We start from the raw sequence: 23,119 nt of genomic DNA on the forward strand, positions 1-23,119 counted from the left end.
CGGCGCCTGGCGCGAGGGTCGGGCCGCCGCGTCATTCGAGCACCACCACGCGGCGATAGCGTTCCACGCGTTCGCCGGTCCGGCGTTCGGCCGACAGCTCCAGGCCGGTGAACGGGGTGCCGGTGGCGGGAAAGGGGGTATTGATCCAGCCCTGGCCGGGTACCCAGGCGCGTATGGCGAAACGCGTCACGCCGCCCAGGATCGCCGCGCCGCCGCCCGCCGCGGGCAGGGGATAGAGGCGGGCCGAGGCGCCGGCCGCGCGGCGCAGCACCGTGCCGTCCAGGAACCAGACGACGCGCTGCCAGCCGGCCGGATCGGCGGCGTCGGCGCGGATGATCTCCAGCGTGGCCGAGGCGTCGGGCGTTTCCTTGATCGTGATGCGCAGGCTTTGCGGCAGGCGCGCGCCGGTGGCCGTGGCGGTGCCGGTGTCCAGCAGCGCGTCCGGCGCGCGCATCGCCAGGTCGCGCTCCATCTGGCCCAGCATGCGCGTGACGCTCTCGACCTCGTCGGCATCTCCCGCCAGCCGTCGCTGCAGGGCGCTGACGTTCTCCAGCCCGCGCCACGAGATGATGGCCACCACCGCCATCAGGGAAATGGCGACGAGGACCTCGATCAGCGTGAAGCCGGCCTGCGCGCGTCGGGTCATGGCAGCGCGCTCAGGAAGCCGTTGACCTGCGCCAGCACGCGGTCGGGATCGCCTTCGGGATGGACGCGGATCATCACCTGGCGGATGTTGGTGTTGTCCGAATTGGTGAATACCTGTTCGCACTGCATGGCCTGGCCGCCCTGCGGGCAGTTGACCAGCTGGCGTCCGGGGCTGGGCATGAGGCGGGCCAGGCGCAGCTCGGCCAACTGGTTCTCGGCCTCGACCAGCGCCAGCGACTTGGCGCGCAGCGCGGCATTGTTCTGCGCGATCAGGCCGACCGCCCGTACCGACGCGGCCAGCGCCACGCCCACGATGGCCAGGGCGACCAGCACTTCGACCAGGGTGAAGCCGGCTTCACTGGACCGCATAGCGTCCCGCCTCGTCGCGCAGGATGGTCACGATCGCGTCGGCATTGCGCAGCCTGACGATGAGCGGACCCGGAATCCACTCCGACGTGAATACGGGCGGGCCGGGCGGCTCGACCTGCACGGTGACCGGACCGTCGGCCCAGCGTCGTGGCCGCAGCAGTTCGTCGCGGCCGAAGGTGTCCAGCGTGGTGGAGGAGGTGCCCGCGGCCGTGACCGCGCCCGGCGTCAGCGCGCGGGCGCGGCGGACGAAGCGGTAGCCTTGCTCGTCCGCCTGCCAGGTGATGCGGCGACCGTCGGCGCGGACCTCGCCCTGGGCCACCGAGAACAGCTGGGCCAGCCGTTCGGCGTCGTCCCGGAGCAGCTTGCGGCGGTCGGGAAAGGCCCGGATGGTCACGGCCGCGGCGGCGATGCCGACGATCACGACCACGACCATCAATTCGATCAGCGTGAACCCCCGGGCGCGCCGGGGGCCTGCGCCGACGCCGCGGGCAGCGGGGCGGCGCCGGGGATCAGAGGTCCCAGGAACCGACGTCGGCATTGGCGTTTTCGCCGCCGGGCTGGCCGTCGGCGCCCAGCGAAAACACGTCGACGTCGGCGCCGTGTACGCCCGGGTTCAGGTATTGGTACGGATTGCCCCAGGGATCGGCGGGCAGGCGGTCGAGGTACTGCTTCCAGTTCGGAGGCACCTGTCCGGTCGCGGGCCGTTCGACCAGGGCACGCAGGCCTTGTTCGGTCGTGGGGTAGCGGCCGTTGTCCAGGCGGTACAGCTTCAGCGCCTGCATGATGCCGGAAATGTCCTGCCGGGCGGCAACCGCCCGGGCCTGGTCGGGCCGATCGAGCACCCGCGGCACGACCAGCGCCGCCAGGATGCCCAGAATGACCACGACGACCATGATCTCGATCAGGGTAAAGCCGGCCTGGCGCCGGGCGCAGATAGAGCGTGACCGTGTCACAGCGTAAACTCCGTGTCGTAATTTTTGCGGCACCTATTATCGCTGCTTTAGATGACAATTCATGATGCGGGTATCCCTGTCACATTCCCCCCGCAAAATGGACCGTTTTGACTGGCCGCGCCAAGGCGGCCCCTGCCGGAGTCAGTGATGCGGGTAATCCCCAGTCTCCCCCGATCGAGCACCTTCGTCGCGCTGCTGGCGCTCGCGGCGGGCATAGGCGTGTGGGGAGCCATCCTGCTGGCGCCTTCCCCCCCGCCCGCCCCGCCCACCGCGGTAAGCGACGGCGCCCTGCAGGCCGACACCGGCCCGGTGGCCGGCTGGTTCGGCACCGGGGCCGGGGCGAAGATCCAGGTGGTGGTGGCGGGCCTCATCGCCGCCGGCCCCCGCGGCTCCGCGGTCCTGGCCATAGACGGCCGCCCCGCCCGCGCCTACGCGGTCGGCACCCAACTGGCCGAAGGCGTCACGCTGGCCGAGGTCCTGGGCGGCGGCGTGGTGCTGGACCAGGGCGGCGAGCGCGTCGAAGTCCAGGCCACCAAGCTCCCCCCCGTGGACGGCATCCGGACGGTAGGCTCCGCCCGGCCTTGAGACGGCCGGTCGGCAAAACGCAAGTTTCCGGCCCACCTCTCGGCATGCCGAACAGTTGGCAGCCAGCGAAGCGCAGCCGCCACACCCTAAGATAAAAGGACTAGACCCAGGATGCGGTGGATCCGGCTCCGCCGGTCCACCCGCATCGCCCCTGGGGGCGCGCGTCAGCGCGTAGGGGGGGCTATAACACCCCGCGCCGCATCTGATCCAGCTCGATCGATTCGAACAAGGCCTTGAAGTTGCCTTCGCCGAAGCCTTCGTCGCCCTTGCGCTGGATGATCTCGAAGAAGATCGGGCCGATCACGGTCTGCGTGAAGATCTGCAGCAGCAGGCCGCCGCCGGGCGCGCCGTCCAGCAGGATGCGGTTCTTCGCCAGCCGCGCGACGTCTTCGCCGTGGCCCGGCAGGCGCTTGTCCAGCAGTTCATAGTACGTGTCCGGCGTGTCCAGGAAGACCACGCCCGAGGCCCGCAGCGCCTCGACGGTGGCGTAGATGTCGTCCGTGCCCAGCGCGATATGCTGGATGCCCTCGCCGTGGTAGAGGTCCAGGTATTCCTGGATCTGGCCCTTCTCGTCGTTGCCTTCCTCGTTGATGGGAATGCGGATGCGTCCGCAGGGCGAGGTCATGGCCTTGGACTTGACGCCCGTGACCTTGCCCTCGATGTCGAAGTAGCGGATCTCGCGGAAATTGAACAGCCGTTCGTAGAAATCCGCCCACTCGCTCATGCGGCCCCGGTGCACGTTGTGCGTCAGGTGGTCGATCAGGGTCAGGCCGGCGCCGCGGTGGCCCGCGTCCTCGCTGGCTCGCGCCGGCTCCAGCGGCTCGAAGTCCACGTCGTAGATGTCGATGTCGCCGATCCCGCCGTTGCGGCCGTTCTTGCCGCGCCACCGGTCAACGAAATAGATCAGCGAGTCGCCGATGCCCTTGATGGCCGGGATGTTCAGCTCCATGGGGCCGCTGTGCCCGTCGAAGCCCCAGGCGCCCAGCTCCAGCGCGCGCTTGTAGGCCGCCGCCGCGTCGTTCACCCGGAAGGCGATCGCGCAGATCGAAGGGCCGTGCAGGCGAGCGAAGCGCTGCGCGAACGAGTCGGGTTCGGCGTTGACGATGAAATTGATGCCGCCCTGGCGGTAAAGCAGCACGTTCTTGTGGCGGTGGCGAGCGATCGCCTTGAAGCCCAGGCCTTCGAACACCTTGCCCAGGGCGGCGGGATCCGGAGCGGCGTATTCGACGAATTCGAATCCGGCGGTACCCATGGGGTTGTCCCAGGGCTGGAAGGGGGTGGTCATGGCTGTCTCCGCTGTGGCGCCGCGCGCCTCTGATCGAAAGGAATCCCAGACGGCATTGTAGGAATGATCGCGAGGCGAATGATTCCAAAGATTGCTCGAATAAAGGTGTTCTGAGCAATAAAATAAAAGAAATATAGGGAATCGGGGCGGAAGATGGCGGAAATTGAATTGGATCGGACGGACCGGCGGATCCTGGTGGAATTGCAGCGCGATGGACGCCTGACGAACCAGGAACTGGCCGAACGCGTGGCCTTGTCGCCCAGCCCTTGCCTGCGGCGGGTCCGGCGCCTGGAAGAGCGGGGGGTGATCCGCCAGTACATGGCGGTGGTAGATCCGGAAAAGGTAGGGCTGGGTCTCCTGGCCTACGTCAGCGTGCGCCTGCAGAAGCACGTCAACGGCGGCCACGCGCCCATCGAGCAGTTCGCCCGCGACGTGCAGGCCTGGCCCGAGGTCGTGGCCTGCTACGCGATGACGGGCGACATGGATTATCTGGTGCGCGTCCAGGTGCGGGACCTGGCGCATTTTTCGAAATTCGCGATGGATACGCTGATGAAGCATCCGTCCGTCGTGGACATCCGCTCCAGTTTCGCGTTGTCCACCATCAAGGAAGCGGTCGCCCTGGACCTGTAGGGCGGCGCGAGGGCAGCCGCGCCCGCATCAGGCCCGCACTTCCAGCAGCAGCTTGCCGATGTGGTCGCCCGTTTCCATGTCGCGATGGGCCTGGGCGGCCTGCGACAGCGGGTAGGTGCGCTGGATCACGGGCCGGATCTCCTTGCCCAGCAGCGGCCAGACCCGGGTGCGCAGGGCCTCGGCCACCCGCATCTTCCGGTCCAGCGGCAGCGGGCGCATCATCGAGCCGGTGATGCGTGCCTCTTTCTGCATGATGGCGCGCAGGGAGGCCTGGAGCGGCGCGCCCGAGCCGCCCGATAGGTGCACGATGCGGCCGCCGTAGGCCAGCGCGGCCAGGTTCTGTTCGGTGTGCCGCCCGCCCGACATGTCCAGCACCACGTCCGCGGCCAGGCCCTCGCGGGCCATGATCTCGGCGAAGGCTTCGGTACGGTAGTTGAACACCCGGCTGGCGCCCAGGGACTGCGCGAAAGCCGATTTCTCGTCGCTGCCGCTGGTGGCGTAGACCGGGTGGCCCAGCGCGCGCAGCAACTGGATGGCGAATACGCCGATGCCGCTGGTCCCGCCGTGGATGAGCGCCGTTTCGCCGGGTTGCATGGCGGCCACTGAAAAGAAGTTGTACCAGACGGTGAAGGCCGCCTCGGGCAGGCAGGCGGCCTGCTCGAGCGTGAGCGAGTCCGGCACGGGCAGCACCAGGGCGCGGTGGGCCAAGGCGTATTGCGCGTAGCCGCCGCCGTCCACCAGGGCGCAGACCGGGGTGCCTGGAGCGAGGTCGCGGACGTTGGCGCCCACGGCATGCACCCGGCCGGCCACCTCCAAGCCGGGAACGTCCGACTCATGGTCGTTGGGGCCGCGGGAGCGCTGGCCGCAATCGTGCCGGTTGACGCCGGCCCAGCTTACCTGGATGAGCACGTCGTCCGGGCCGGGGGCGGGAACGGGGCGATTCTCGGAAACGAGGACTTCGGGGCCGCCGGCGCGGCTGATGACGATGGCTTCCTGGTGCATGGGAGTATCTCGAAGGGGTGGGCGCGTCGGGCGCGGTGGCGTTTTCGTCTATATTAGCGAACTGCCCTGGGGACGGATACGGATAGGCCGGGAGCGTGAATTGACATTCGATTCAGACTCCTTCATAATCTTTCGTTCCCCGGCGGAGGGGTGCCCGAGTGGTTAAAGGGGGCAGACTGTAAATCTGTTGGCCTTGCGCCTACATTGGTTCGAATCCAATCCCCTCCACCAACGGCTTTGCTTTTCGGTGAAATTCGTGGCCAGTGGCTTGAAGCGTGCTGTAACTCAAGCGGCTGGTCAAAATTTTGGCCGGAAGGTTTGGCGGCGGTGGGGTCCGCGGCAGTAGCAGTACCAGGTAGGCGGGTGTAGCTCAATGGTAGAGCAGAAGCCTTCCAAGCTTACGACGAGGGTTCGATTCCCTTCACCCGCTCCAACGAGGTCGTCGCAGGCGCCCGGGTTTCCGGTGAGTTGCCGGACGGTCCGGTGATTGCAGTACAGAATTCGCCCATGTGGCTCAGTGGTAGAGCACTCCCTTGGTAAGGGAGAGGTCACGCGTTCGATCCGCGTCATGGGCACCAGTTTTTTTCGGTTCCATCCGTTATAGCAGGCATCCAGAGGCGGGAGTCAGCCATGGCAAAAGGCAAGTTTGAGCGTACCAAGCCGCACGTGAACGTGGGCACGATCGGTCACGTTGACCACGGCAAGACGACGCTGACGGCGGCGATCACGACGGTGCTGTCGAAGCAGTTCGGCGGCGAGGCCAAGGCGTACGACCAGATCGACGCGGCGCCGGAAGAGAAGGCGCGTGGGATCACGATCAACACGGCGCACGTGGAATACGAGACGGAGACCCGTCACTACGCGCACGTTGACTGCCCGGGTCACGCGGACTACGTGAAGAACATGATCACGGGCGCGGCGCAGATGGACGGCGCGATCCTGGTGGTGTCGGCCGCTGACGGCCCGATGCCGCAGACGCGCGAGCACATCCTGCTGTCGCGGCAGGTTGGCGTGCCGTACATCATCGTGTTCCTGAACAAGGCGGACCTGGTTGACGACGCCGAGCTGCTGGAGCTGGTGGAAATGGAAGTCCGGGAACTGCTGTCGAAGTACGACTTCCCGGGCGACGATACGCCGATCGTGAAGGGCTCGGCCCGCATGGCGCTGGAAGGCGACAAGGGCGAGCTGGGCGAGCAGGCGATCCTGCAACTGGCGGCGGCGCTGGACTCGTACATCCCGACGCCCGAGCGTGCGGTCGACGGAGCGTTCCTGATGCCGGTGGAAGACGTGTTCTCGATCTCGGGTCGTGGCACGGTGGTGACGGGGCGTATCGAGCGTGGCGTGATCAAGGTCGGCGAGGAAATCGAGATCGTCGGTATCAAGGACACGGTCAAGACGACGTGCACGGGCGTGGAAATGTTCCGCAAGCTGCTGGACCAGGGCCAGGCCGGTGACAACGTGGGTATTCTGCTGCGCGGCACCAAGCGTGAAGACGTCGAGCGTGGCCAGGTTCTGGCCAAGCCGGGTTCGATCACGCCGCACACGGAGTTCTCGGCCGAGGTGTACGTGCTGTCGAAGGAAGAGGGCGGCCGTCATACGCCGTTCTTCAACGGCTATCGTCCCCAGTTCTACTTCCGTACGACGGACGTGACGGGCACGATCGAGCTGCCCAAGGACAAGGAGATGGTGCTGCCGGGCGACAACGTGTCGATCACGGTCAAGCTGCTGGCGCCGATCGCCATGGAAGAAGGCCTGCGCTTCGCCATCCGTGAAGGCGGTCGTACCGTCGGCGCCGGCGTCGTCGCCAAGATCATTGCTTAAGACCCTTGTCCCGCGCCTGGCGCGGGACAAGACGTAGTGCGAAAGTACAGTAGTTGGCGGTAAAAGTTTGAAAGCCCTCCCTAAAGAATTCGGGGGGGCTTCATCCATAGGGGAATAGCTCAATTGGCAGAGCGTCGGTCTCCAAAACCGAAGGTTGTGGGTTCGATTCCCTCTTCCCCTGCCACTTCTCCCGGAGCCTGCGGGGTCTAGCCGCGGCTTCCGACAGAAAGCCCGGCGCGGCTTCTGCCCCGGGTGTTTTGCAAGCACCGTCACCGCCAGCAGGTCTGGCGCTGCCCGGACGAAAAGATGTCGAATCCAAACGTAGAAACCGTAACTAGCACTGCCGACCGCATCAAGCTGGGCCTGGCCATCGCGGCGTTCGTCGCTGGGCTGGTGGGGTTCTACGCCTTGGCAGGCAGCCCCACGATCGCCCGGGTGGGCGCCATCGTCGCCGGCGTGGTCGTTGCCCTCGTGATCGGCTGGTTCAGCGAGCCCGGGCGGCGCCTGGTCGCTTTCGGCCAGGATTCGGTCCAGGAAACGCGCAAGGTCGTATGGCCGTCCCGCAAGGAAACCATCCAGACCACCGTTGCGGTGTTCGCGTTCGTGGTGGTCATGGCGTTGTTCCTGTGGGTCACAGACAAGACCATCGAATGGGTGCTGTACGACCTCATTCTTGGTTGGAAATAACACGGCGGAAACGAGACGATGAGCAAACGTTGGTACGTTGTCCATGTCTATTCCGGCATGGAAAAAAGCGTCCAGAAGGCGCTGACGGAACGCATCGAGCGGGCCGCGCTGCAGACCTCCTTCGGTCGCATCCTGGTGCCCACGGAAGAGGTCATCGAGGTCAAGGGTGGCCAGAAGTCCATTACCGAGCGGCGTTTCTTCCCCGGCTACGTGCTGGTCGAGATGGATCTGACCGACGAGACCTGGCACCTGGTGAAGAACACCAACAAGGTGACCGGTTTCGTGGGTGGGTCGGGCAACCGTCCCACGCCCATCCCCCAGCGCGAGGTCGACGAGATCCTGTCGCAGATGGAAGAGGGTGTGGAGAAGCCGCGTCCCAAGATCCTCTTCGAGGTGGGCGAAATGGTCCGCATCAAGGAAGGTCCGTTCACCGACTTCAACGGCAACGTGGAAGACGTGAACTACGAAAAGAGCAAGCTGCGCGTGTCGGTCACGATCTTCGGCCGATCGACCCCGGTGGAGCTCGATTTCAGCCAGGTCGAGAAGTCCTGACCAGATATATGGCCGGATGGGGCGCTACGGTCAGCGCCATCCGGCTCGCGGCGTTCGCGCCGCGGACAACCCCGACCGTCAACCCCGGGGAGCAGGCCTGAACGGCCTGCGCAAGTACCCGCAAGGAGTCAAGCATGGCGAAGAAAATCGTCGGCTTCATCAAGCTGCAAGTGCCAGCTGGTAAAGCCAATCCGTCCCCCCCGATCGGTCCGGCGCTGGGTCAGCGCGGCCTGAACATCATGGAATTCTGCAAGGCGTTCAACGCCAAGACCCAGGGCATGGAGCCCGGTCTGCCGATTCCCGTGGTGATCACCGCCTTTGCCGACAAGAGCTTCACCTTCGTGATGAAGTCGCCCCCGGCGACCATCCTCATCAAGAAGGCTGCCGGCATCCAGAAGGGTTCGCCCAAGCCCCATACCGACAAGGTCGGCACGCTGACGCGCGCCCAGGTCGAGGAAATCGTCAAGACCAAGCAAGCCGATCTGACGGCTGCCGACATGGACGCCGCGGTTCGCACGATCGCTGGCAGCGCCCGTAGCATGGGCATCACGGTGGAGGGTCTGTAATCATGGCACGCTTGTCCAAACGTGTAGCCGCGCTGCGCGCCAAGATCGATCGCAGCAAGCTGTATCCCGTCGCCGAAGCGCTGGCGCTGGTGAAGGAAACCGCGACCGCCAAGTTCGATGAGTCCATCGACCTGGCCGTGCAACTGGGCATCGACGCCAAGAAGTCCGACCAGCTGGTTCGTGGCTCGGTGGTCCTGCCCGCCGGTACCGGCAAGTCGGTGCGCGTGGCCGTGTTCGCCCAGGGCGACAAGGCCGAGGCCGCCAAGGCCGCTGGCGCCGACATCGTCGGCATGGAAGACCTGGCCGAGCGCATCAAGGGCGGCCAGATCGACTTCGACGTGGTCATCGCCTCGCCCGACACGATGCGTGTCGTCGGCGCGCTGGGCCAGATCCTGGGTCCGCGCGGCCTGATGCCGAACCCCAAGGTCGGCACCGTGACGCCCGACGTCGCCACCGCCGTCAAGAACGCCAAGGCCGGTCAGGTCCAGTACCGTACCGACAAGGCCGGGATCATTCACGCCACCATCGGCCGTGCCTCGTTCAACGTCGAACAGCTGCAGAGCAACCTGCTGGCGCTGGTCGATGCACTGAACAAGGCCCGTCCGACGACGGCCAAGGGTATTTACCTGCGCAAGCTGGCGGTGTCGTCCACCATGGGTGGCGGTGTCCGCGTGGACCAGGCCTCTCTGACGGCCAGCCAGCAGTAATCGCAGGGCAACAGACTTTGGGCTGCATCGTGCGCGAGGCGCAAGCCGGACGCGCGGTGCTGCTGTCAAAGACCGCTGGAGTGAAACCGGAATCCCTGGCTTGCCAGGTACCCGGGGGATCTTAAAACCGCGACTCGCGGGCAGGCATGGAATGCTGTCCGCCCAAGCACGGATCCAGCGCAGACGGCGCTCCCAGGAAGAATTCTTTATCCAAAGAAGTCGACCAGGTTCGCCGCATTCGGTTGACGCAAGGGGTGGTATCCCGAGCGTCTTATGATGGAGTGTTCAAACCGTGAGTCTCAATCGTCAAGAGAAAACGGTGGTCGTCGAAGAGATCTCGGCCCAAGTCGCCAAGGCTCAATCGATCGTTATCGCCGAGTATCGTGGTCTGGACGTCGCTTCCGTCACCGTACTGCGCAAGCAAGCACGTGAATCGGGCGTTTACCTGCGTGTTCTGAAGAACACGCTGGCTCGCCGCGCTGTGACCGGCACCCCCTTCGAGGGACTGTCGTCGCAGTTGACCGGTCCGCTGATGTACGCCATCAGCGCCGATCCGGTCGCGGCCGCCAAGGTCCTGTCCGACTTTGCCAAAACCAACGACAAGCTCGTTCTGAAGGGCGGTGCCCTGCCGAACGGCGTCATGTCCGTCGAAGGCGTCAAGGCTCTGGCCTCGCTGCCCTCGCGCGAAGAGTTGCTGGCGAAGCTGCTGGGCACCATCCAGGCGCCCGTTGCACAGTTTGTGCGTACGCTCAACGAAGTTCCGACCAAGTTCGTGCGTGGCCTCGCGGCCGTGCGCGACAAGCAAGCGGCGTAGCCGCTTGCTTGCGGTGAAGGCTAACTTGACGCGCAGCGGCAAGTTAAGGCCCGAAGGGCCGGCCGGAACCACAACGGGATGTATGGCTTGAGATAGCTCTGGTCAACGTCCCCCGGAATCTCGTGACACGAAGCGACACCCAATACCTGGTATCAAATTCATTGGAGTTTTAAACAAAATGGCACTTAGCAAAGCTGAAATCATCGACGCCATCGCCGGCCTGACCGTCCTGGAACTGTCGGAACTGATCAAGGACCTGGAAGAGAAGTTCGGCGTGTCGGCTGCTGCCGCCGCTGTGGCTGTCGCCGCTCCCGCCGCTGCCGGTGGCGCTGCCGCCGCTGCTGAAGAGCAGACCGAGTTCAACGTGATCCTGGCCGAAGTCGGCGCCAACAAGGTCAACGTCATCAAGGCCGTGCGCGAGCTGACCGGCCTGGGCCTGAAGGAAGCCAAGGACCTGGTCGACGGCGCTCCGAAGCCCGTCAAGGAAGGCGTTGCCAAGGCCGATGCCGAAGCCGCCAAGAAGAAGCTCGAAGAAGCCGGTGCCAAGGTCGAAGTCAAGTAATTCGATCCTTGCCGGTACCCGGTGGCCGCTGAAAAACGGCCTCCGGGTTTTTGCGTTTTTGGAAATGGGCTTTTAAAGCCTGTTTTCCGTGGCAGTAACGCCGGTTCGCGTGGCTTTGCGCGCACGGATCGTCGAACGGATTTCCGGTGCGTGGGTGGGGATGATGCCGCCCGCGGACCCGAAACCCGTACCGGGGGAGCCCGGAAGAGGGGTACCGGCCCAGCCGGCGGGTAGCCCCGTTGAGATTTCGAAGTCGTATTTTAGGACCATTACCCGTGGTTCGTGCAACCTGAGTCGGAGTGCTCATGCCCTACTCGTTCACCGAAAAGAAGCGCATCCGCAAGAGCTTCGCCAAGCGCGAGGACGTGCAAACCGTTCCTTTCCTGCTGGCAACTCAGCTCGAGTCCTATCGTACCTTCCTGCAGTCGGATACCGCACCTCTGCAGCGCAAGGAAGAAGGCCTGCAAGCCGCATTCTCCTCGATCTTCCCCATCGTCAGCCATAACCAGATGGCCAGGCTGGAATTCGTCAGCTACGTGCTGGGCGAACCCGCCTTCGACGTGCGCGAATGCCAGCAGCGTGGGCTGACTTTCGCATCGCCCCTGCGCGCCAAGGTGCGCCTGGTCCTGCTCGATCGCGAGGCCAGCAAACCCACCGTCAAGGAAGTGAAGGAACAGGAAGTCTACATGGGCGAGATCCCGCTCATGACTTCCACCGGATCGTTCGTCATCAACGGTACCGAGCGGGTCATCGTCTCGCAGCTGCACCGTTCGCCCGGCGTGTTCTTCGAGCACGACCGCGGCAAGACCCACAGTTCCGGCAAGCTGTTGTTCTCGGCCCGCGTGATTCCCTACCGTGGCTCGTGGCTGGACTTCGAGTTCGACCCCAAGGACATCCTGTTCTTCCGCGTCGACCGCCGCCGCAAGATGCCCGTGACCATCCTGCTCAAGGCCATCGGCATGACACCCGAGAGCATCCTGGCGCACTTCTTCTCGTTCGACAGCTTCGAGCTGGCGAGCGAGGGCGGGCTGATGGAGTTCGTGCCCGAGCGCTGGAAGGGCGAGGTCGCGCGCTTCGACATCAATGACAAGTCCGGCAACGTCATCGTCGCCAAGGACAAGCGCATCAACGCCAAGCACATCCGCGACCTGGTGGCCGCGGACACGAAGCGCATCTCGGTGCCGGAAGACTTCCTGCTGGGCCGCGCGCTGGCCCGCAACGTCGTCGATCCGGAAACCGGCGAGATCGTGGCGCACGCCAACGAAGAGCTGACCGAGTCGCTGCTGAACAAGCTGCGCGAGAACAACGTGCGCGAGATCCAGACGCTCTACACGAACGACCTGGACCAGGGCCCGTACATCTCGCAGACGCTGCGCGTGGACGAGACCACCGACCAGACCGCCGCGCGCGTGGCGATCTATCGCATGATGCGCCCCGGCGAGCCTCCCACCGAGGAAGCCGTCGAAGCCCTGTTCCAGCGCCTGTTCTTCAGCGAGGAAACCTACGATCTGTCGCGCGTGGGCCGCATGAAGGTCAACAGCCGCCTGGGGCGCGGCAACGACATCACGGGCGCGATGACGCTCAGCAACGAGGACATCCTCGACACCATCAAGGTGCTGGTCGAGCTGCGCAACGGCCGCGGCGAGATCGACGACATCGATCACCTGGGCAACCGCCGCGTGCGCTGCGTGGGCGAACTGGCCGAGAACCAGTTCCGCGCCGGCCTGGTGCGCGTCGAGCGCGCCGTCAAGGAGCGCCTGGGCCAGGCCGAGGCCGAGAACCTGATGCCGCACGACCTGATCAACTCCAAGCCGATCTCGGCCGCCATCAAGGAGTTCTTCGGTTCGAGCCAGCTGTCGCAGTTCATGGACCAGACCAACCCGCTGTCCGAGATCACGCACAAGCGCCGCGTCTCGGCCCTGGGCCCCGGCGGCCTGACGCGCGAGCGCGCCGGCTTCGAGGTGCGCGACGTGCACCCGACCCACTACGGCCGCGTCTGCCCGATCGAGACGCCCGAAGGTCCGAACATCGGCCTGATCAACTCGATGGCCCTGTATGCCCGCCTGAACGAGTACGGCTTCCTGGAGACGCCGTACCGCAAGGTCGTGGACGGCAAGGTCAGCGACCAGATCGAGTACCTGTCGGCCATCGAGGAAAGCCGCTACGTGATCGCCCAGGCGAACGCCACGCTGGACGACGAAGGCCACTTCGTGGACGATCTGGTGGCCTGCCGCCAAGCCGGCGAAACGATGCTGACCGCCGCCGAGAACGTCCACTACATGGACGTGGCGCCGTCGCAGATCGTGTCCGTGGCCGCCTCGCTGATCCCGTTCCTCGAGCATGACGACGCGAACCGCGCGCTGATGGGCTCGAACATGCAGCGCCAGGCCGTGCCCTGCCTGCGTCCCGAGAAGCCCGTGGTGGGCACCGGCATCGAGCGCACCGTGGCGGTCGACTCCGGCACCACCGTGCAGGCGCTGCGCGGCGGCCTGGTCGACTACGTCGACGCCGAGCGCATCGTGATCCGCGTCAACGACGAGGAAAACGTCGCCGGCGAAGTGGGCGTCGACATCTACAACCTGATCAAGTACACCCGTTCCAACCAGAACACCAACATCAACCAGCGCCCCATCGTGCGCCGTGGCGACATCATCGCCAAGGGCGACGTGCTGGCCGACGGCGCTTCCAGCGACCTGGGCGAGCTGGCCCTGGGCCAGAACATGCTGGTCGCGTTCATGCCCTGGAACGGCTACAACTTCGAGGACTCGATCCTGATGTCGGAGCGCGTGGTGGCCAACGACCGCTACACCTCCATCCACATCGAGGAACTGACGGTCGTCGCCCGCGACACCAAGCTGGGTTCGGAAGAAATCACGCGCGACATCAGCAACCTCTCGGAAGGCCAGCTGAACCGCCTGGACGAATCGGGCATCGTCTACATCGGCGCCGAGGTCGAGGCGGGCGACGTGCTGGTCGGCAAGGTCACGCCCAAGGGCGAAACCCAGCTGACCCCGGAAGAGAAGCTGCTGCGCGCGATCTTCGGCGAGAAGGCCTCGGACGTGAAGGACACCTCGCTGCGCGTGCCCTCGGGCATGGTCGGCACCGTCATCGACGTGCAGGTGTTCACGCGCGAAGGCATCGTGCGCGACAAGCGTGCCCAGTCCATCATCGACGATGAGCTCAAGCGCTATCGCCAGGACCTGAACGACCAGCTGCGTATCGTGGAAAACGATACCTTCGACCGTATCGAGAAGTCGCTGGTCGGCAAGGTCGTCAACGGCGGCCCGCGCAAGCTGGCCAAGGGCGCGGCCATCGCCAAGTCCTACCTGGCCGAGCTGGACCGCTGGCAGTGGTTCGACATCCGCCTGGCCGACGAAGCCGCGGCCACCGCGCTCGAGCAGGCCAAGGAGTCGATCGAACAGAAACGCCACCAGTTCGATCTCGCCTTCGAAGAGAAGCGCAAGAAGCTGACCCAGGGCGACGAGCTGCCCCCGGGCGTGCTCAAGATGGTCAAGGTGTACCTGGCCGTCAAGCGCCGCCTGCAGCCCGGCGACAAGATGGCCGGCCGCCACGGCAACAAGGGCGTGGTCTCGAAGATCACTCCGGTGGAAGACATGCCGCACATGGCCGACGGCACCCCCGTCGACATCGTGCTGAACCCGCTGGGCGTGCCTTCGCGGATGAACGTGGGCCAGGTTCTGGAAGTGCACCTGGGCTGGGCCGCCAAGGGCCTGGGCCAGCGCTTCAACGAGATGCTGTCCGAAGCGCGCAAGGTCGAAGTGGCCAAGGTGCGCGAGTTCATCGGCAAGGTCTACAACACCACCGGCACGGCCGCCCGCCTGGAAGAGCTGGATGACGACGCGGTGATCGAGCTGGCGCAGAACCTGCGTAACGGCGTGCCGTTCGCCACGCCGGTGTTCGACGGCGCCTCGGAAAGCGACATCCGCGCGATGCTCGACCTGGCCTATCCGGACGAGCTGGCCGAGAGCCTCAAGCTGACCAACTCCAAGACCCAGGCCTACCTGTACGACGGCCGCACCGGCGAGATGTTCGAGCGTCCGGTCACGGTCGGCTACATGCACATGCTGAAGCTGCACCACCTGGTCGACGACAAGATGCACGCCCGTTCGACCGGCCCGTACTCGCTGGTGACCCAGCAGCCGCTGGGCGGCAAGGCCCAGTTCGGCGGCCAGCGTTTCGGGGAAATGGAAGTGTGGGCGCTGGAAGCCTACGGCGCCTCGTATGTGCTGCAAGAAATGCTGACCGTGAAGTCCGACGACGTGAACGGCCGTACCAAGGTGTACGAGAACATCGTCAAGGGCGACCACGTGATCGACGCCGGCATGCCCGAGTCGTTCAACGTGCTGGTCAAGGAAATCCGGTCGCTCGGGATCGACATGGATCTCGAGCGTAACTGATAGGAGTCGCCATGAAAGCGCTATTGGATCTGTTCAAGCAGGTTACGCAGGAAGAACAGTTCGACGCCATTCGCATTGGCATCGCGTCGCCGGAGAAGATCCGGTCGTGGTCGTTCGGCGAAGTCAAGAAGCCGGAGACGATCAACTATCGCACGTTCAAGCCCGAACGCGACGGGCTGTTCTGCGCCAAGATCTTCGGGCCGATCAAGGACTACGAGTGCCTGTGCGGCAAGTACAAGCGCCTCAAGCACCGTGGCGTGATCTGCGAGAAGTGCGGCGTGGAAGTCACGCTGGCCAAGGTTCGCCGCGAGCGCATGGGCCATATCGAGCTGGCCAGCCCGGTCGCTCACATCTGGTTCCTGAAGTCGCTGCCGTCGCGCCTGGGCATGGTGCTGGACATGACGCTGCGCGACATCGAGCGCGTGCTGTACTTCGAAGCCTACTGCGTCATCGATCCGGGCATGACGCCGCTCAAGCGCGCCCAGATCATGTCGGAAGACGACTTCCTGGCCAAGACCGAAGAGTACGGTGACGATTTCCGTGCGGTGATGGGTGCCGAGGCCGTGCGCGAACTGCTGCGCACGATCGACATCAACCGTGAGATCGAGACGCTGCGCGCCGACCTCCAGGCCACCAGCTCGGATGCCAAGATCAAGAAGATCTCCAAGCGCCTGAAGGTGCTGGAAGGCTTCCAGAAGTCCGGCATCAAGCCCGACTGGATGATCCTGGAAGTGCTGCCCGTGCTGCCGCCCGAGCTGCGCCCGCTGGTGCCGCTGGACGGCGGCCGCTTCGCCACGTCCGACCTGAACGACCTGTACCGCCGGGTCATCAACCGCAACAACCGCCTGAAGCGCCTGCTCGAGCTGAAAGCCCCTGAAATCATCGTGCGCAACGAAAAGCGCATGCTGCAGGAAGCCGTCGACTCGCTGCTGGACAACGGCCGCCGCGGCAAGGCCATGACTGGCGCCAACAAGCGTCCGCTCAAGTCGCTGGCCGACATGATCAAGGGCAAGAGCGGCCGCTTCCGCCAGAACCTGCTGGGCAAGCGCGTCGACTACTCGGGCCGTTCGGTGATCGTGGTGGGTCCGCAGCTCAAGCTGCACCAGTGCGGCCTGCCCAAGCTGATGGCGCTGGAGCTGTTCAAGCCCTTCATCTTCAACCGCCTGGAAATGATGGGCCTGGCCACGACCATCAAGGCGGCCAAGAAGCTGGTGGAAACGCAGGAACCGGTGGTGTGGGACATCCTCGAAGAGGTGATCCGCGAGCACCCGGTCATGCTGAACCGCGCCCCGACGCTGCACCGCCTGGGCATCCAGGCGTTCGAGCCGGTGCTGATCGAAGGCAAGGCCATCCAGCTGCACCCGCTGGTCTGCGCGGCGTTCAACGCCGACTTCGACGGCGACCAGATGGCCGTCCACGTTCCGCTGTCGCTGGAAGCCCAGCTGGAAGCCCGCACGCTGATGCTGGCCTCCAACAACGTGCTGTTCCCGGCCAACGGCGAGCCCTCGATCGTTCCTTCGCAGGACATCGTGCTGGGCCTGTACTACGCCACCCGCGAGCGCGTGAACGGCGCCGGCGAAGGCCTGCATTTCATGGACGTGTCCGAAGTGATGCGCGCCTACGAAAACAAGGTGGTCGAGCTCCAGTCGCGCATCACCGTGCGCCTGAACGAGTACGAGCGTGACGAGAACGGCGAATTCCAGCCCGTGCTGCGCCGTTTCGAGACGACCGTCGGCCGCGCCATCCTGTCGGAAATCCTGCCCAAGGGCCTGCCCTTCTCGGTGCTGAACAAGCCCCTGAAGAAGAAGGAGATCTCGCGCCTGATCAACCAGTCGTTCCGCCGCTGCGGCTTGCGCGACACGGTGATCTTCGCCGACCAGCTGATGCAGTCGGGCTTCCGCCTGGCCACCCGCGGCGGCATCTCGATCTGCATGGACGACATGCTGATCCCGTCCGCCAAGGAAGGCATCCTTGCCGAGGCCAGCAAGGAGGTCAAGGAAATCGACAAGCAGTACTCGTCGGGTCTGGTGACCTCCCAGGAACGCTACAACAACGTGGTGGACATCTGGGGCAAGGCCGGTGACCGCGTGGGCAAGGCGATGATGGAACAGCTCTCGACCGAGCCCGTCGTTGACCGCCACGGCAACGCCACCCGCCAGGAGTCGTTCAACTCGATCTACATGATGGCCGACTCCGGCGCCCGCGGTTCCGCGGCCCAGATCCGCCAGCTGGCCGGCATGCGGGGCCTGATGGCCAAGCCCGACGGCTCCATCATCGAGACGCCCATTACCGCGAACTTCCGCGAAGGCCTGAACGTTCTGCAGTACTTCATCTCGACCCACGGCGCGCGTAAAGGCCTGGCCGACACGGCGCTGAAGACGGCGAACTCGGGTTACCTGACCCGCCGCCTGGTGGACGTGACGCAGGACCTGGTCATCACCGAGGACGATTGCGGCACGACCTTCGGCTTCGCCATGAAGGCGCTGGTCGAGGGCGGTGAAGTGATCGAGCCGCTGCGCGACCGTATCCTCGGCCGTACCGCGGCCGCCGACGTGGTCGATCCCGACACGCAGGAAACCGTGTTCGAGGCCGGCACGCTGCTGGACGAAGACGCGGTGGACGCGATCGAGCGCCTGGGCATCGACGAAGTGAAGGTCCGCTCGGCCCTGACCTGCGAAACCCGTCACGGCCTGTGCGCCGCGTGCTACGGCCGCGACCTGGGCCGCGGTTCGCTGGTCAACGTCGGCGAGGCGGTCGGCGTGATCGCCGCCCAGTCCATCGGCGAACCCGGTACGCAGCTGACGATGCGTACGTTCCACATCGGTGGCGCGGCCTCGCGCGCGGCGCTGGCCTCCGGCGTGGAAACCAAGTCCAACGGCACGGTGCGCTTCACCAGCGCCATGCGCTATGTGACCAACGGCAAGGGCGAGCAGGTCGCCATCTCGCGTTCGGGCGAAATCCTGATCGTCGACGACAACGGCCGCGAGCGCGAGCGCCACAAGGTGCCGTACGGCGCCATCCTGCTGCACGGCGACGGCGCGACGGTCAAGGCCGGCGCGCAGCTGGCCACGTGGGATCCGCTGACTCGTCCGATCATCACCGAGTACGGTGGCACGATCAAGTTCGAGAACGTGGAAGAAGGCGTCACGGTGGCCCGTCAGCTCGACGAAGTCACCGGCCTGTCGACCCTGGTCGCGATCACGCCCAAGACGCGCGGCAGCGCCAAGCAGACCGTTCGTCCGCAGGTCAAGCTGCTCGATGCCTCCAACGAGGAAGTCAAGATTGCCGGTACCGACCACTCGGTCAGCATCTCCTTCCCGGTGGGCGCGCTGATCACCGTGCGCGACGGCCAGCAGGTCGGCGTGGGCGAAGTGCTGGCGCGTATTCCGCAGGAATCGCAGAAGACCCGCGACATTACCGGGGGTCTGCCGCGCGTGGCCGAGCTGTTCGAAGCCCGTTCGCCCAAGGACGCCGGCATGCTCGCCGACGTCACCGGCACGGTTTCGTTCGGCAAGGACACCAAGGGCAAGCAGCGCCTGGTCATCACCGACCTGGACGGCGTCAGCCACGAGTTCCTGATTCCGAAGGAAAAGCAGGTGCTGGTGCACGACGGCCAGGTGGTGAACAAGGGCGAAATGATCGTGGACGGCCCGGCCGATCCCCACGACATCCTGCGCCTGCAAGGCATCGAGAAGCTGGCGATCTACATCGTCGACGAAGTGCAGGACGTCTACCGCCTGCAAGGCGTGAAGATCAACGACAAGCACATCGAAGTGATCGTGCGCCAGATGCTGCGCCGCGTGAACATCGTCGATCCGGGCGATACCTCGTTCATCCCGGGCGAGCAGGTCGAGCGCGCCGAGATGCTGAACGAGAACGATCGCGTCAACGCCGACAACCAGCGTCCGGCCACGTACGAGAACGTGCTGCTGGGTATCACGAAGGCCTCGCTGTCGACCGACTCGTTCATCTCGGCCGCTTCGTTCCAGGAAACCACGCGTGTCCTGACCGAAGCCGCCATCATGGGCAAGCGCGACGACCTGCGCGGCTTGAAGGAAAACGTCATCGTGGGTCGCCTGATCCCCGCGGGTACCGGCATGGCCTACCATGCCGCCCGCAAGGAGAAGGAAGCCCAGGAGGCCGCCGAGCGCGAAGTGGTATTCGCCGACGTGGGCAACACCTTCGACGAGAGCGAGATCTTCAATACGCCGGCCGAAAGCGTGACGACCTCGGAGCCTTCGGGCGACGAGCCGGCCGAAGGCGGCAGCCAGGAGTAAGCTTGGCACGGGCGGGGGCCTTCCGGCTCTCGCCCTCGGAAGTATCCAGGGCCTGGATCCGATATCGGATCCAGGCCTTTTTTCATGGGCAAACGCCCGTGCGGCTCAGGTTTTCCAGCCTCCTTCGTGCGAGGCGGCCGCCTCGTCCAGCAGCGCCGGGCCGATGCACGCGATCGGCACCGGCGAGGCGTCGAACACGTCGCGGCAGGACAGCTCCGCGTCCCGCTGGTCCAGGCGCGCGCCCCGGAACGCGCGCAGACGCACGGCGTCGATGCCGAAGACCACCCGGCGAATGTTGGACCAGTAGATCGCTCCGGCGCACATCACGCAGGGTTCGCCCGAGGCATACAGGGTGGCGCCCGCCAGTTCCTCGCGCGTGTGGCGGGGGCTGGCGAGGCGGATGGCCTCGGTTTCCGCATGGGCGGTGCAATCGCCCGTCTCGCCGTTGCGGTTCCAGGCCTCGGCCAGCACGGTGCCGTCCGCGCCGACGATGACCGAGCCGAAGGGGCGGTTGCCGCGCGAGCGGGCCAGGTTGGCGAGCTCGATGGCCCGGCGCAGGTATCGTCCGTCGCCTTCGTCCACGGGCTGCTCGCCGGGAAGGGGCTGCGCCGTCATGCGGGCACCTTGCGCTGGGCGGCGGGAGGCAGGAGGCTGTCGTCGAAGATCTGGCCGATGGGGGGCCGGGCGGGCAGATCGAAAACGGCGGCGACTTCGTCGATCTGGCGCCGCAGGATGTCGGCCCGGACGCTGCCCAGGCCGTCGGCGCGGGTGTCGTCGGTGGCGAGATAGCGGCGAGTGATGTGCCAGCGTTCGCGTTCGACCTTCAGGTCGATGATGGCCTCGCGCGCCTTGATCGCGGCCAGCGCGGGTTCCGGATCGACCAGGGCCCGGTTGGTGGCCGCCAGGAAGGCCTTGACCGCCGCCGGTTTCTCGGCGATGAGCCGGCGGCTGGCCAGTACCGCGTTGCCGTACAGGGCAAGGCCGGTGCGCGCATACTCGAGCACCGCGAGTTCCTGGGGCGGCATGCGGGCGAACAGCGAGACCGCCGAATCGTGGAAGTAGGTGGCCGCGTCGACATCGCCGCGGACCATGACATTGTCGCGGGTACTGAAGTCGGTCGTGATCCACTGGAACAGGTCCGGGGAGACGCCGAGCTGACGCGCCGCCATCGGCCAGCAGCGGCGCGTCGCCTCCACGGCCGCGGCCGCGACGCGCTTGCCGCGCAGGCTGGCGAAGTCGGTCGTGATGCCGCGGTCCTTGCGGCCGATGATGACGAAGGGCGCCCGGTTGTAATACTGGTACACCGCCTGGACGGGCGCGCCGACGCTTTGCGCGTGAAACTCGACCAGCGAGCTGATGTCCCCCAGGCCGAGGTCATAGGCCCCGCTGGCGACGCGCGTGATCGAGGCGACCGAGCCGGACCCGACGTCGATGCTCACGTCCAGCCCGGCCTCTTTGTAATAGCCCTTGGCCAGCGCCAGGAAGAAGGGCGAGGTCTGGCTGGTGACGCGGAAGTCGAGGGTGAACTTGATCGGAGTGAGGGAGCGCGGCTGGGCGAGAACCGGGCGGACATGTGCCCCGGCGAGGGCGGAAGCGGACAGCGTGGCGAGGAACTGGCGGCGGTTCATCTGATGGAGGTCCCGTGTCGTGGAATGGAGAATTCCCGGACATGCCTGCGGCAAGCCTGTCCGGCGCGACTCGAGCAATTTCCGGGCGCCGGCGCATGGCCGACGCTGAACGCTTCTACTCTGCGATCGATCAAGCAAGGGGTGTGCCATCGGGGTTTGCCGGCGTTTCGGGCTCCGGAACACCCGTGCGCCTTTCCCCGGGGAAGGCCGGCAAGCGACAATGCTTCCGGCGCGCGACGCTTCGCCGCGCCGTCCCCGTGCCGCTGTCTTCGATTGGTGCAAAAGGCCCGCCGGTGCGGCGCCCGCTGCACAAAGTTGGTGAACGCGGCGGCGGAGCGGCACGGCACGCCAGGAGGGCACGAGCCGATGCGCCTGGAGCGGTTCTTGCATGACTGCGGGTCGAAAGAGTAGAAGCGTTCAGCGCAATCGCCCGGCGCCGTCCGGCCCGATTGGCGGGTCATTGCTCTTGAAGAGGCCGCGCCGCGGGGTACGCTCCCGCGGGGCGGCCATGTCAACCTTCAAGCGCGACACGACCGCCCCGCTCGATGCCCGGTAGTGGTCGATGTCCCTTGTTCTTCGACGAGGAAGTCATCATGAAAACCACGAGTGCCACGCCGTCCCTCCAGGTTCCCTCCGGCTATGGGCTGGGAGAGCTCGAAAAGGAATCCCGCATGGGGGGCATGGGGCAGGAAACCCAGCGCGAGATCCGCATCATCGACGTGGCCGATTTCGACCGCCGGCACGCCGAGATCGCCGACGAGATCTGGCGCGCCGCGACCGAGATCGGTTTCTTCCAGGTCAAGAACCATGGCATCCCGCTGTCCGATATCGAGGCCGCGTTCGTGCGCGCCGAGCGCTTCTTCGCCCTGCCGCGCGAGACCAAGGCGCAATGGCCGTTGACCCGCAACGCCGGCTGGGAGCACAAGGCCCAGATCCGGCCGTCCACCCGTACGCCGGACCAGAAGGAGTCCTACCAGGTGACGCGTCCGCGCATGGACGGATTGTGGCCGACCGAGGACGAGCTGCCCGGCTTCGAGGAGGCCACCTTGCGGTTCGAGCGCCAGTGCTGGGAGGTCGGGATGCGGCTGCTGTCCTGCTTTGCGCTGAAGCTGGGTTTTGCGCCCGACTTCTTCACCCGCGCCCACGATCCGGCTCCCGCAACCTACCAGAGCACCTTGCGCATGCTGCACTACTTCGCCATCGACCCCGCGCTCAAGGACGAGCTGGGCCTGTGGCGCGCCGGCGCCCACACCGACTACGACTGCCTGACGCTGTTGTTCCAGCGCGCGGGCCAGGCGGGCTTGCAAGTGCTGCCGGGCAAGGACGCCGAGAGCCGCGCCTGGACACCGGTCGAGCCGGTCGAGGGGGTCATCACCTGCAATATCGGCGACATGCTGATGCGCTGGAGCGACGATGCGCTGCCGTCGAACTTCCACCGCGTGCGCAATCCGCAGCCGCACGAGTACCAGGGGGCCCGCTACAGCCTCGCGTTCTTCTGCCAGGCCAACGAGGACGTGGTGATCGAAGGGCCCGGGCGCAAGTATCCGGCGATCACCGCGGCGGAATACCTGAAGCAGCGGATATCGGCGAATTTCTCGAACCGGTACTGATGGACGCG

General features: G+C 65.7%; 20 protein-coding genes and 4 tRNA genes. 16 read left to right on the forward strand and 8 right to left on the reverse strand.

Annotated features, from left to right (window positions below; translation table 11 throughout):
• Positions 1 to 31: 31 nt before the first annotated feature.
• From ABD104_RS08430 to gspG, 4 genes are read right to left on the reverse strand one after another with little or no spacing between them, the layout of a single operon-like run.
• On the reverse strand, positions 32 to 646 hold the full coding sequence (locus ABD104_RS08430) for a PulJ/GspJ family protein (RefSeq protein ID WP_343927376.1): 615 nt from the start codon (positions 644 to 646) through the stop codon (positions 32 to 34).
• Entirely contained in the window at positions 643 to 1,014 is a 372-nt protein-coding gene (gspI, locus tag ABD104_RS08435; RefSeq protein WP_087838395.1) for a type II secretion system minor pseudopilin GspI, read from the reverse strand. The genes ABD104_RS08430 and gspI overlap by 4 nt, the downstream gene beginning before the upstream one ends.
• The gene (locus ABD104_RS08440; protein ID WP_087838394.1) at positions 1,001 to 1,552 is read right to left on the reverse strand and encodes a prepilin-type N-terminal cleavage/methylation domain-containing protein; all 552 of its coding nucleotides are present in this window, start codon (positions 1,550 to 1,552) and stop codon (positions 1,001 to 1,003) included. The genes gspI and ABD104_RS08440 overlap by 14 nt, the downstream gene beginning before the upstream one ends.
• Entirely contained in the window at positions 1,524 to 1,967 is a 444-nt protein-coding gene (gspG, locus tag ABD104_RS08445; protein WP_343927377.1) for a type II secretion system major pseudopilin GspG, read from the reverse strand. The genes ABD104_RS08440 and gspG overlap by 29 nt, the downstream gene beginning before the upstream one ends.
• A 147-nt stretch (positions 1,968 to 2,114) precedes the next feature.
• Here gspG and ABD104_RS08450 point away from each other — a divergent pair, with 147 nt between their 5' ends.
• On the forward strand, positions 2,115 to 2,552 hold the full coding sequence (locus ABD104_RS08450; RefSeq protein WP_343927378.1) for a hypothetical protein: 438 nt from the start codon (positions 2,115 to 2,117) through the stop codon (positions 2,550 to 2,552).
• 181 nt (positions 2,553 to 2,733) lie between these two features.
• Here ABD104_RS08450 and hppD read toward each other — a convergent pair whose 3' ends face one another.
• Entirely contained in the window at positions 2,734 to 3,837 is a 1,104-nt protein-coding gene (gene hppD / locus ABD104_RS08455; protein ID WP_087838392.1) for a 4-hydroxyphenylpyruvate dioxygenase, read from the reverse strand.
• A gap of 153 nt (positions 3,838 to 3,990) precedes the next feature.
• Here hppD and ABD104_RS08460 point away from each other — a divergent pair, with 153 nt between their 5' ends.
• Positions 3,991 to 4,467 carry an Lrp/AsnC family transcriptional regulator gene (locus ABD104_RS08460; RefSeq protein ID WP_087838391.1) on the forward strand — a complete coding sequence of 159 codons (477 nt, stop codon included), beginning with the start codon at positions 3,991 to 3,993 and terminating at the stop codon, positions 4,465 to 4,467.
• 27 nt (positions 4,468 to 4,494) lie between these two features.
• On the opposite strand, the gene ABD104_RS08465 is transcribed toward ABD104_RS08460, so the two are convergent.
• Entirely contained in the window at positions 4,495 to 5,469 is a 975-nt protein-coding gene (locus ABD104_RS08465; protein ID WP_087838390.1) for an NAD(P)H-quinone oxidoreductase, read from the reverse strand.
• A 144-nt stretch (positions 5,470 to 5,613) separates the two neighbouring features.
• On the opposite strand from ABD104_RS08465, the gene ABD104_RS08470 reads away from it, so the two are divergent.
• The 13 genes from ABD104_RS08470 (at position 5,614) to rpoC (ending at position 19,873) form a co-directional block, all read left to right on the forward strand.
• A tRNA-Tyr gene (locus ABD104_RS08470) sits at positions 5,614 to 5,700 on the forward strand.
• 128 nt (positions 5,701 to 5,828) lie between these two features.
• Positions 5,829 to 5,902, forward strand: a tRNA-Gly gene (locus tag ABD104_RS08475).
• 70 nt (positions 5,903 to 5,972) lie between these two features.
• Positions 5,973 to 6,047 (forward strand) — tRNA-Thr (locus tag ABD104_RS08480).
• Positions 6,048 to 6,099: 52 nt separating this feature from the next.
• A complete protein-coding gene (gene tuf, locus ABD104_RS08485; protein ID WP_087838324.1) occupies positions 6,100 to 7,290 on the forward strand; it encodes an elongation factor Tu in 1,191 nt (396 codons plus the stop codon).
• Between the two features lie 108 nt (positions 7,291 to 7,398).
• Positions 7,399 to 7,474 (forward strand) — tRNA-Trp (locus ABD104_RS08490).
• Between the two features lie 122 nt (positions 7,475 to 7,596).
• Positions 7,597 to 7,977, forward strand: coding sequence for a preprotein translocase subunit SecE (gene secE / locus ABD104_RS08495; protein ID WP_087838389.1), 381 nt, complete (start codon positions 7,597 to 7,599; stop codon positions 7,975 to 7,977).
• 18 nt (positions 7,978 to 7,995) lie between these two features.
• A complete protein-coding gene (nusG, locus tag ABD104_RS08500) occupies positions 7,996 to 8,529 on the forward strand; it encodes a transcription termination/antitermination protein NusG (protein ID WP_087838388.1) in 534 nt (177 codons plus the stop codon).
• Positions 8,530 to 8,663: 134 nt separating this feature from the next.
• Entirely contained in the window at positions 8,664 to 9,095 is a 432-nt protein-coding gene (gene rplK, locus ABD104_RS08505) for a 50S ribosomal protein L11 (RefSeq protein ID WP_087838387.1), read from the forward strand.
• Between the two features lie 2 nt (positions 9,096 to 9,097).
• Positions 9,098 to 9,802: a 50S ribosomal protein L1 gene (rplA, locus tag ABD104_RS08510; protein ID WP_087838386.1), complete on the forward strand. Its 705-nt coding sequence runs from the start codon at positions 9,098 to 9,100 to the stop codon at positions 9,800 to 9,802.
• Positions 9,803 to 10,094: 292 nt separating this feature from the next.
• Positions 10,095 to 10,616 (forward strand): 50S ribosomal protein L10, encoded by a 522-nt coding sequence (gene rplJ / locus ABD104_RS08515; RefSeq protein ID WP_087838385.1) that lies wholly within the window; start codon positions 10,095 to 10,097, stop codon positions 10,614 to 10,616.
• A gap of 178 nt (positions 10,617 to 10,794) precedes the next feature.
• Positions 10,795 to 11,178: a 50S ribosomal protein L7/L12 gene (gene rplL, locus ABD104_RS08520; protein WP_087838384.1), complete on the forward strand. Its 384-nt coding sequence runs from the start codon at positions 10,795 to 10,797 to the stop codon at positions 11,176 to 11,178.
• Positions 11,179 to 11,483: 305 nt separating this feature from the next.
• Positions 11,484 to 15,596 (forward strand): DNA-directed RNA polymerase subunit beta, encoded by a 4,113-nt coding sequence (rpoB, locus tag ABD104_RS08525; RefSeq protein WP_087838383.1) that lies wholly within the window; start codon positions 11,484 to 11,486, stop codon positions 15,594 to 15,596.
• Between the two features lie 11 nt (positions 15,597 to 15,607).
• Positions 15,608 to 19,873 (forward strand): DNA-directed RNA polymerase subunit beta', encoded by a 4,266-nt coding sequence (gene rpoC / locus ABD104_RS08530; protein ID WP_243724705.1) that lies wholly within the window; start codon positions 15,608 to 15,610, stop codon positions 19,871 to 19,873.
• A gap of 105 nt (positions 19,874 to 19,978) precedes the next feature.
• Here rpoC and ABD104_RS08535 read toward each other — a convergent pair whose 3' ends face one another.
• Together ABD104_RS08535 and ABD104_RS08540 are read right to left on the reverse strand one after the other, a co-directional pair.
• Entirely contained in the window at positions 19,979 to 20,488 is a 510-nt protein-coding gene (locus ABD104_RS08535) for a nucleoside deaminase (RefSeq protein WP_279814498.1), read from the reverse strand.
• Complete coding sequence (locus ABD104_RS08540; RefSeq protein ID WP_343927379.1) at positions 20,485 to 21,501, reverse strand: ABC transporter substrate-binding protein; 1,017 nt, start codon at positions 21,499 to 21,501, stop codon at positions 20,485 to 20,487. The genes ABD104_RS08535 and ABD104_RS08540 overlap by 4 nt, the downstream gene beginning before the upstream one ends.
• Positions 21,502 to 22,094: 593 nt before the next feature.
• Here ABD104_RS08540 and ABD104_RS08545 point away from each other — a divergent pair.
• Complete coding sequence (locus ABD104_RS08545; protein WP_343927380.1) at positions 22,095 to 23,111, forward strand: isopenicillin N synthase family dioxygenase; 1,017 nt, start codon at positions 22,095 to 22,097, stop codon at positions 23,109 to 23,111.
• The last annotated feature ends 8 nt before the right edge of the window (positions 23,112 to 23,119 follow it).

The sequence above is a fragment of the Pigmentiphaga daeguensis genome, from assembly GCF_039523035.1.
GTDB classification, from domain to species: domain Bacteria; phylum Pseudomonadota; class Gammaproteobacteria; order Burkholderiales; family Burkholderiaceae_B; genus Pigmentiphaga; species Pigmentiphaga daeguensis.

Excerpts from the sequence above, each read along its gene's own strand:
- ABD104_RS08545 (WP_343927380.1), top strand. The coding sequence starts at position 22,095 with ATGAAAACCACGAGTGCCACGCCGTCCCTCCAGGTTCCCTCCGGCTAT.
- rpoB (WP_087838383.1), top strand. The coding sequence starts at position 11,484 with ATGCCCTACTCGTTCACCGAAAAGAAGCGCATCCGCAAGAGCTTCGCC.
- ABD104_RS08540 (WP_343927379.1), bottom strand. The coding sequence starts at position 21,501 with ATGAACCGCCGCCAGTTCCTCGCCACGCTGTCCGCTTCCGCCCTCGCC.
- gspI (WP_087838395.1), bottom strand. The coding sequence starts at position 1,014 with ATGCGGTCCAGTGAAGCCGGCTTCACCCTGGTCGAAGTGCTGGTCGCC.
- ABD104_RS08535 (WP_279814498.1), bottom strand. The coding sequence starts at position 20,488 with ATGACGGCGCAGCCCCTTCCCGGCGAGCAGCCCGTGGACGAAGGCGAC.
- rplK (WP_087838387.1), top strand. The coding sequence starts at position 8,664 with ATGGCGAAGAAAATCGTCGGCTTCATCAAGCTGCAAGTGCCAGCTGGT.
- hppD (WP_087838392.1), bottom strand. The coding sequence starts at position 3,837 with ATGACCACCCCCTTCCAGCCCTGGGACAACCCCATGGGTACCGCCGGA.
- ABD104_RS08460 (WP_087838391.1), top strand. The coding sequence starts at position 3,991 with ATGGCGGAAATTGAATTGGATCGGACGGACCGGCGGATCCTGGTGGAA.
- rpoC (WP_243724705.1), top strand. The coding sequence starts at position 15,608 with ATGAAAGCGCTATTGGATCTGTTCAAGCAGGTTACGCAGGAAGAACAG.
- ABD104_RS08450 (WP_343927378.1), top strand. The coding sequence starts at position 2,115 with ATGCGGGTAATCCCCAGTCTCCCCCGATCGAGCACCTTCGTCGCGCTG.
- ABD104_RS08440 (WP_087838394.1), bottom strand. The coding sequence starts at position 1,552 with ATGCCGACGTCGGTTCCTGGGACCTCTGATCCCCGGCGCCGCCCCGCT.
- rplL (WP_087838384.1), top strand. The coding sequence starts at position 10,795 with ATGGCACTTAGCAAAGCTGAAATCATCGACGCCATCGCCGGCCTGACC.
- ABD104_RS08430 (WP_343927376.1), bottom strand. The coding sequence starts at position 646 with ATGACCCGACGCGCGCAGGCCGGCTTCACGCTGATCGAGGTCCTCGTC.
- ABD104_RS08465 (WP_087838390.1), bottom strand. The coding sequence starts at position 5,469 with ATGCACCAGGAAGCCATCGTCATCAGCCGCGCCGGCGGCCCCGAAGTC.
- tuf (WP_087838324.1), top strand. The coding sequence starts at position 6,100 with ATGGCAAAAGGCAAGTTTGAGCGTACCAAGCCGCACGTGAACGTGGGC.
- rplA (WP_087838386.1), top strand. The coding sequence starts at position 9,098 with ATGGCACGCTTGTCCAAACGTGTAGCCGCGCTGCGCGCCAAGATCGAT.
- nusG (WP_087838388.1), top strand. The coding sequence starts at position 7,996 with ATGAGCAAACGTTGGTACGTTGTCCATGTCTATTCCGGCATGGAAAAA.
- secE (WP_087838389.1), top strand. The coding sequence starts at position 7,597 with ATGTCGAATCCAAACGTAGAAACCGTAACTAGCACTGCCGACCGCATC.